6 protein-coding genes and 1 pseudogene are annotated in these 6,836 nt (G+C 63.6%); all 7 read right to left on the bottom strand.

Translation table 11 applies throughout. The features are described from left to right. Nucleotides 1-258, bottom strand: a pseudogene (locus tag BUE39_RS21425) (nitrite reductase (NAD(P)H)); the annotation flags it as partial. Nucleotides 259-756: 498 nt separating this feature from the next. Further along, entirely contained in the window at nucleotides 757-2,091 is a 1,335-nt protein-coding gene (locus BUE39_RS21415) for an MFS transporter (protein WP_073430718.1), read from the bottom strand. Nucleotides 2,092-2,428: 337 nt separating this feature from the next. Next, nucleotides 2,429-3,754, bottom strand: coding sequence for an NAD(P)/FAD-dependent oxidoreductase (locus BUE39_RS21410; protein WP_073430717.1), 1,326 nt, complete (start codon nucleotides 3,752-3,754; stop codon nucleotides 2,429-2,431). 2 nt (nucleotides 3,755-3,756) lie between these two features. Further along, nucleotides 3,757-4,491 carry a cupin domain-containing protein gene (locus BUE39_RS21405; protein WP_073430716.1) on the bottom strand — a complete coding sequence of 245 codons (735 nt, stop codon included), beginning with the start codon at nucleotides 4,489-4,491 and terminating at the stop codon, nucleotides 3,757-3,759. A gap of 580 nt (nucleotides 4,492-5,071) precedes the next feature. Then, the gene (locus BUE39_RS21395) at nucleotides 5,072-5,488 is read right to left on the bottom strand and encodes a hypothetical protein (protein ID WP_235004919.1); all 417 of its coding nucleotides are present in this window, start codon (nucleotides 5,486-5,488) and stop codon (nucleotides 5,072-5,074) included. A gap of 117 nt (nucleotides 5,489-5,605) precedes the next feature. Then, nucleotides 5,606-5,881, bottom strand: a complete 276-nt coding sequence (locus BUE39_RS21390; RefSeq protein WP_073430714.1) for a hypothetical protein — start codon at nucleotides 5,879-5,881, stop codon at nucleotides 5,606-5,608. Between the two features lie 42 nt (nucleotides 5,882-5,923). Continuing rightward, entirely contained in the window at nucleotides 5,924-6,772 is an 849-nt protein-coding gene (locus BUE39_RS21385) for an SDR family oxidoreductase (RefSeq protein WP_073430713.1), read from the bottom strand. Nucleotides 6,773-6,836: the final 64 nt, after the last annotated feature.

The following is a 6,836-nucleotide window of genomic DNA, read 5'->3' as shown; positions in this document are numbered from 1 at the left end:
GCGCGCGGCGCGGTCGATCGAGACGGCCTTCGCGTTCAGCTTCAGCAGCACGTTCTGGCGCTCGAAGAAACCGGGCTCGACCAGCGACAGGTCGTCCGCGCTCTTGCCCGAGAAGAATTCGGACAGATGCACGCGGTCGTAGGCGGGACGCGGTTCCTCGCACAGCACCGTGATGTCGAGGCCGTGCGCCGCGTCCTGCGCGAGGCATTCGACCAGTTTGTGACCGACCATCCCGTGACCGATAACGATGATTTTCATGACCGCGCTTTCCTCAATGTGCTGGGCTGGATTCGCCACCGCGTGGCAGATGGCGAAAGTGATTCGGAAAAATAAAAAAGCGTCCCGCGGATGCAATCGCCTGTGCGACTGAATTCGTGGGACGCCGTTGTCCAAAAACAGTGATCGGGGGAGAAACCTATTGCTGCAAGCTGGCCGGATCGCCCTTGATCCGCCGCCTCTTCAACGCAAAGCCCATGCCAAACGACGAAAAACCGCGCCGCCGCCCCGCCCGGTGGGCTCGCGACACATATCGCAACGCGCGACCGGTCAGCGGGAGTTGACGCATTCCGATGCACGAAGGCGCAATGATGGTGCGACGCAGCACCTTCTCCGTGCAGCACGCCACTTCAGACGCGGCGCGCTTCACGCCGCGAGTCGTCCGCGAAAGTCGGTGGGGCGCTCGTCTTCGCGACTTGTCGCGGCTTCATCGGTGAAGGCTCGCCCGCACGCACCGGCTCGCGCGAGAGGGCGAGTCCGTCAACTGGCAACGCCTTGCGTGCTGGCGGCGGCCAGCGCGCGCTCTCTGAGCGCCGCCTCGCGTGCCGTGTGTTCGCTGCTGAAACGCACTGCCAGCGCGCACAAAGCGGACAACGTGACGAGGACACCCAGCATCGCCAGCGTTTGCTGGACGCTGCCGATGCCTTTCATCAGAAACCCGGCGGCCACCGCGCCGACGTTGCCACCGGCGCCGATCACGCCCGCCACGCCGCCCAACGCCTTACGGTCGATGAACGGCACCAGCGCGTAGGTCGCGCCGCAAGCCATGTGCGTGAACAGACCGAACACCAGCATGGCGATCACGGCGAGAGCGATGCCGTCCGCGTGCGCGAAGGCCACGAGGCCCACGCCTTCGCCGACCATCAGCCCGAACAGCAAGGTTGAACGGACGCCGAGACCTCGATGCGTGGCAACCTTGTCCGACAGCCAGCCACCTAGCGCGCGGGCAAACAGCGCCAGCAGGCCGAAGCTGCCGGCAGCCATGCCCGCGGCCTTCAGCGACAGATGGAAATGATCGACGTAATAGATCGCCGCGACGTTGTGAATGAAAACCTCGACGCCGAAACAGGCTGCGTAGGTGATGAACAGCATCCACACGCGATAGTTCGCGCAGGCCGCGCGAAAGCTCGCCCAACCTCCCTTCTTGCCGCCCTCGATTGGAATGCCGCGCGCTCGCAGTTGCGCGAAGTTTCCTTGCGGGCAATCCTGCGTGAAGCGCCAGTAACACACCGCCATGACCGGCATCGCGAGGGCCGGCACCACCAGCGCGAGGCGCCATGCCGAGGCGTGCTCCACACCGAGCGCCATGATCGCCGCCAGCAGCAAGGGCACGAGTGCCTGCGCCGCGCCCGCGCCGGTATTGCCCCATCCGGCGGTCGCCGCGTTGGCGGTGCCGACCACGTTCGGCGCGAACATCATGGACGTGTGGTACTGGCTAATGACGAAGCAGGCGCCGATCGCGCCGATGCACAGACGGCACAGCAGGAAGCTTTCGTAGCCGGTGGAAAGCGCGGCGCCGAGCAGCGGAAATACACCCGCGAGCATCAGCCCGCAATAGACCTTGCGCGGGCCGTAGCGATCGCATAGCGGACCCACCACGAGGCGCACGAGGATCGTGACGGCGACCGCCGCGATGCTGATATTGGCGACCTGATCGACGGAAAGCCCGAACTCGCGCTTGATGAGCGGCATCAATGGCGCACAGGCGAACCATGCAAAGAAGCAGACGAAAAACGCCATCCAGGTGAGATGGAAAGCGCGCATCGGTGGCGTGCGCAGGCTGAAGAGTTCGATGCGAGTTGCTTTGTCCGTCATCGTCGTTCCACAAAAAGAAAAAGCGTCCCGCGAGCCCGGTCAGATGACCGGGTTCGGGGGACGCCGTTGTCCAAAATGCCGTAGGGGTTGTTGCGTGTACTTCGAATGAAGCTAGATCGACTTTGATCCTATGCGGCTCTGTATGCACATGCCGTGCCACATAGGAAAACTCAGTGCCTGGCTTCCGCGAAGCGGGAGAAAGCGATGCGCCGTGGCGGATTCTCTCGGCGGCACGACGCTTTTTTTAGCGTCGTCGCGCACAGTCGAGGTGCAAGGCGGCACTATTCGCGTGCGGTGATGCAGGCGGCGATAGTCGCGAACGCGTCCATGACGCGACCTAGAAATCTGCGACCTTGCCCCATGCGGAGCCGCTGAATCGGCTGGGCCGATACGGTATGGGATCCACGATCGGTTCGGCGCCGGTGGCAAGGTCGGCGATCAGGTGGCCCGCGCCGGGACCGATGCCGAAACCGTGTCCGGAAAAGCCTGCTGCCAGAATCAATCCCGGCATGTCCGGCACTTCGCCAATACCGGGAACGCCGTCCGGCGTGCTGTCGACGAAGCCGGCCCACGCGTGCGTGATCTTTGCCTCGCCAAGTTCGGGCAGCAGTTCGACGGCGCGGCGGTAGGTTTCCCTCACCGTCGGCAGATCGGGCTTCGGGTCCAGAATGCGCACCCGCTCCATGGGAGTCGGCGCATCGAGCCGCCACCGCTTCAGCGTTTCGTGGCCGCCACGAATGCCTTCCAGGCCGCCCGGAAGAAGGTTGCGCCAGCGCTTGGCGAACATCGGCACGAACTGTGGGGCGAAGCGCATGAACTGTGGCGTCACGTCCACGCGCGCGCGTCCGCTGATGGCCAGTGCGTAGCGTCCGTCGTTGCGGCGCGTCACGGACACGCCGGAGGTGAACAGCGCATCCGGCAAGCGATTTTCCACGGGGGACACGCTAAGGATGGATTGGCGGATCGAGGCCTGGGGGAAACGGATGCCGAGCTGGCGGCAGAACGAGGACGCCCAGGCGCCACCGGCGAGCACAGCCGTCCTCGTCTTGATGACCCCGGCTTCCGTGACGACGCCGCTGACCCGCCCGCCCTCCAGCTCGATGCCGCGGGCCGCGCAGTGCTGGTGGACGCTGCCGCCGAGCTTCATGAGCGCACGTGCCACGGCCGGCGCAGCCTTGCCGGGATCGGCGGTGCCATCGCTGGGCGAGAAGACGCCGCCTTTCCAGGCGCGGCCGGTCGCCTGCCCGCGCTGGGCGGCTTGGCGGCTGTCGAGCATGTAGGTCGTCACTCCGGCGGTCTTCGCGAAGGCGCGCCAACTGGACCAACGGGACAGCTCGGCCTCGTCGTTACTCAGATACAACAGCCCGCAGCGATGAAAGCCGGTGTCTTCACCGGTTTCGGCGGCAAAGCGTTCCCAGAGATCGAGGCTCTTGCTCGCCATCGGCAATTCGCGGGCGTCGCGGTTCTGCTGCCGGCACCAGCCCCAATTGCGGCTCGACTGTTCGGCGCCGATCCTGCCCTTCTCGACCAGGGCGACTGAAAGCCCGCGCTGCGCCAGGTAGTAGGCAGTGAAGACGCCGATGATGCCGCCCCCGATCACGACCACGTCGGCCGCGGCCGGCAACGTGGGCGAAGTCTCGATGTGGTTCAGCGGAGGGGACATGATTAATCTCGCTCGATTGAAGCCTGGACGTTTTGAACAACGTAGAACTTCGCCACCCGATCGCGGCTTTCCCACCCGACCGGTGCGCCCCGGGGCACGAAAAGCGCGTCGCCGGCGCGGAGCGACAGCACGCTGCCATCCGGCGCCGCGAACCGCACGCTGCCGGCCAGGAGGTGCATGAACTCGTTCACGCGATGCGGGCGAACAACCCGGTGGTAGGGCGTCGAATCCCACGTGCCCGCGAGGTACTCCGCGGCGTCGTCGGTGAAGACATTGTCGCTACGGCATTGCGGGGCCGGGCCCAGCAGCACCTCCGCAGGTAGCGAAGCGGACGGCTTGAAGTCGGCGTCGGCGCGCAGGGGGATGAGCCCGCGCTTCGTCGGTTTCTCGCAAGCGGCCGCGCAAAACACGAAACGCACGCGGGATTCGGCCCGGACGCGAAGCGCCGTACCGCCCCGGATGACCGCACCCGTTTGCGGACCGAGCACCAACGGGGCCGCTCCGGCCGCTTCCAGCGTGAGCTCTCCTTCGACCACGACGATGGTTTCAAGGTGGGGAAAGCTCGCGACGTTGAGCTCGCCAATGAGGCTGGCGCGACCCGCGATCATCGAGTCCGGTCCTTCCCACGCGATTTCGCGGATTCGCCCAAAGGGGTCGTCCTTGCCGAACGCCGCCCTGCGGAACGAGGTTGAAAGCGGTGCGCCGTCGGCGCGATGCAGCACGAAGGCCACGGTCATTGTTTGCTCCTGCGCATTGCACGATGATTTCACTGAAGACCTGGAAGGCAGTACTGGGGACGAGCCGCCGGAGCTGCGCGATCCCTCTTCATGTCGAGTATTTGACCAGCGCAAAAAGTCAGGGTGGCGCTGATTTGCGCGGGAAAAAAACACAATCCGCCCGTTGTTGGTAATGCTGGCGGCACAGTCTGCGGTGAATGGCCCAAGACGGTTGCTGTGTCGGGTTTTTACGTTAGTCTCCGCTGAACCCACTATCGAACTTGGGTTCCAGCGGAAGGTGCTGGCTGGTCATGCGTCGCGGGATCGAATGTGCCGAGGTCATCACGTCGTAGCTCGACGAGACGCGCGGAGTTTCGTGAGGCTGCGCATCAAAGCTTCTTGAACATGTATTCGAAGGCGCGCTAGTTCGGATCGAGAAGCCCGGTGAGTTGCTGATAGTGTCGATCAAGATCACGCTCGCGGATCATCGTCGCGAGGACTTCGTGCGCTTCATCGCCCCGAGCGGAGTGCCAGCCGCGTCCGCGACGCATGCGTCCGGCAGCACTCGCCCGGATCGCGTTTGGCACCCTTCCCCGCAACCTCAGAAAATCTGGGTCCACGCCAGCGCGGTCGAGGGCGGCACCGGGCCGGCGACTGCATCGTGGTGTCCGAGCAGTTGCACCCCATGCCACACCTGGTTATGCGTCGCCGCAAGACGGACCCTTGCCGTAAAGATGGCAAGGCCCGTGCCGCATGTGGACAAATACACACGCGCCGGTGCCGCGTTCGCAGCCATGCACGCATGCACCGTGGCGAGAAAGACAGATTCATTGATATCCACCGTGCCGGGAGCCGCGTTCCCGATCTCGGTGTCGTTGCCATGCGCCACGACGATGATCGTCGAGCCAGCGGGGATATTGAGCCCTCCCTGGCTGACCTGCGCCCATGAATATCGGGTGACCGCATTCCCCCACGCCGCATCAAGCTGCGTTTGACGAATATCGGCATCGGTAGACATTTCGAGTACGTACACCATGATTGCGTACCTCACTGTTGAACTGGGTGTGATTCGGAACAACCTGAGTCTTCGAGACTCGAGGTCATCCTAGGTTCGCAAGCAATCGAAAACGATAGGTCAAACGTCATGAATGGAGCCACGTGTCTTTTGGGGCAACGCGGACTGAGCTTCGGCGTGGGACGTGTCGCCGAAATACATCTGATAGAGAATCGGAAAGGTGATGAATGCAGCTCCGTATATCCCGCCGCCGGCACGACGGAAGTGAAACGCTTTCGTCGCCATACCTATGAAAGCGTTTGATGAGCGGATGCCAACCATCGAACGTGCGATCAACCGCACGAGAACATCGCCTACCCCCAATGGCTGCAATTTGCCCACCTGCACGGATCTCATCTCTGGAATCGCCGGGCTGGTCTGTATAGAAGTAGCTGGCGGCTATGCTTGCGGCGCCTCGTTTACATCGGTCGAATGCGCCAGTTCCTTCTGGGCCTCGAGCATGGCGAGACGCTCGGTCAGGGCTTCGTGAACGAGTGCGTATGCGTCACTGCCCAGCGTGAGCCGCTTCGGCGCAGGCTGCAGGTCCGCCGACGCGATTATCGCCGCCGCAACCTTGCGCGGATCGCCCGGAAACATCGCGAGGCCGGCTGTCGCGGCCATGCGGCGAAATTCGCCCGCAGGCGTCTTGTCATATACGTCCAATGCCTGCGCCATGTCCGCGCTCGATGAGGCAAAGCTCGTGCGCGATGCGCCAGGCTCAACGAGCGTTACCTCTATGCCGAACGGCGCGATCTCCGGCATCGTGCCTTCGAAGAAACCCTCGATGCCCCATTTTGTCGCGGCGTAAACACCCATCGTCGGGTACGCCGCCTGGCCGACCGACGACGAGATCTGGATGATTCGACCGCCACCTTGCCGCCGCAGATTCGGGATCGCCGCACGCGCGACCTGAATCGAACCGAGCAGATTCGTATCGATCTGCCGCTCGATCTGCGCGTCGCCGACTTCTTCCGCCGCGCCGAAGAGCGCATAGCCCGCGTTGCTTACGACGACGTCGATACTCTGCAGTTCCGAAAACGCGCGGTCGATGACCTCACGCACCGCTGAGCTGTCCGTGACGTCAAGTATGGCGACCCAAAGACGTTCGCCATACTGGGCGGCAAGGTCGTTGAGAGCATCGGGCTTACGAACCGTCGCCGCGACGCGGTCGCCGCGCTGGAGAAGAAGCTCTGCAAGCTCCCGGCCAAAACCGCTACCTGCACCTGTGATGAACCATGTCTTCGACATTTCATTACCTCTGTATGGTCAAGCCGTTCGCGCGGTCAGTCTGCCGTTTGCAAAGCTGACTTAT

Source organism: Paraburkholderia terricola (assembly GCF_900142195.1).
Classification (GTDB): Bacteria; Pseudomonadota; Gammaproteobacteria; order Burkholderiales; family Burkholderiaceae; genus Paraburkholderia; species Paraburkholderia terricola.
The sequence above is the reverse complement of the archived record's forward strand: the minus strand, read 5'-3'. Positions and strand labels throughout refer to the sequence as shown.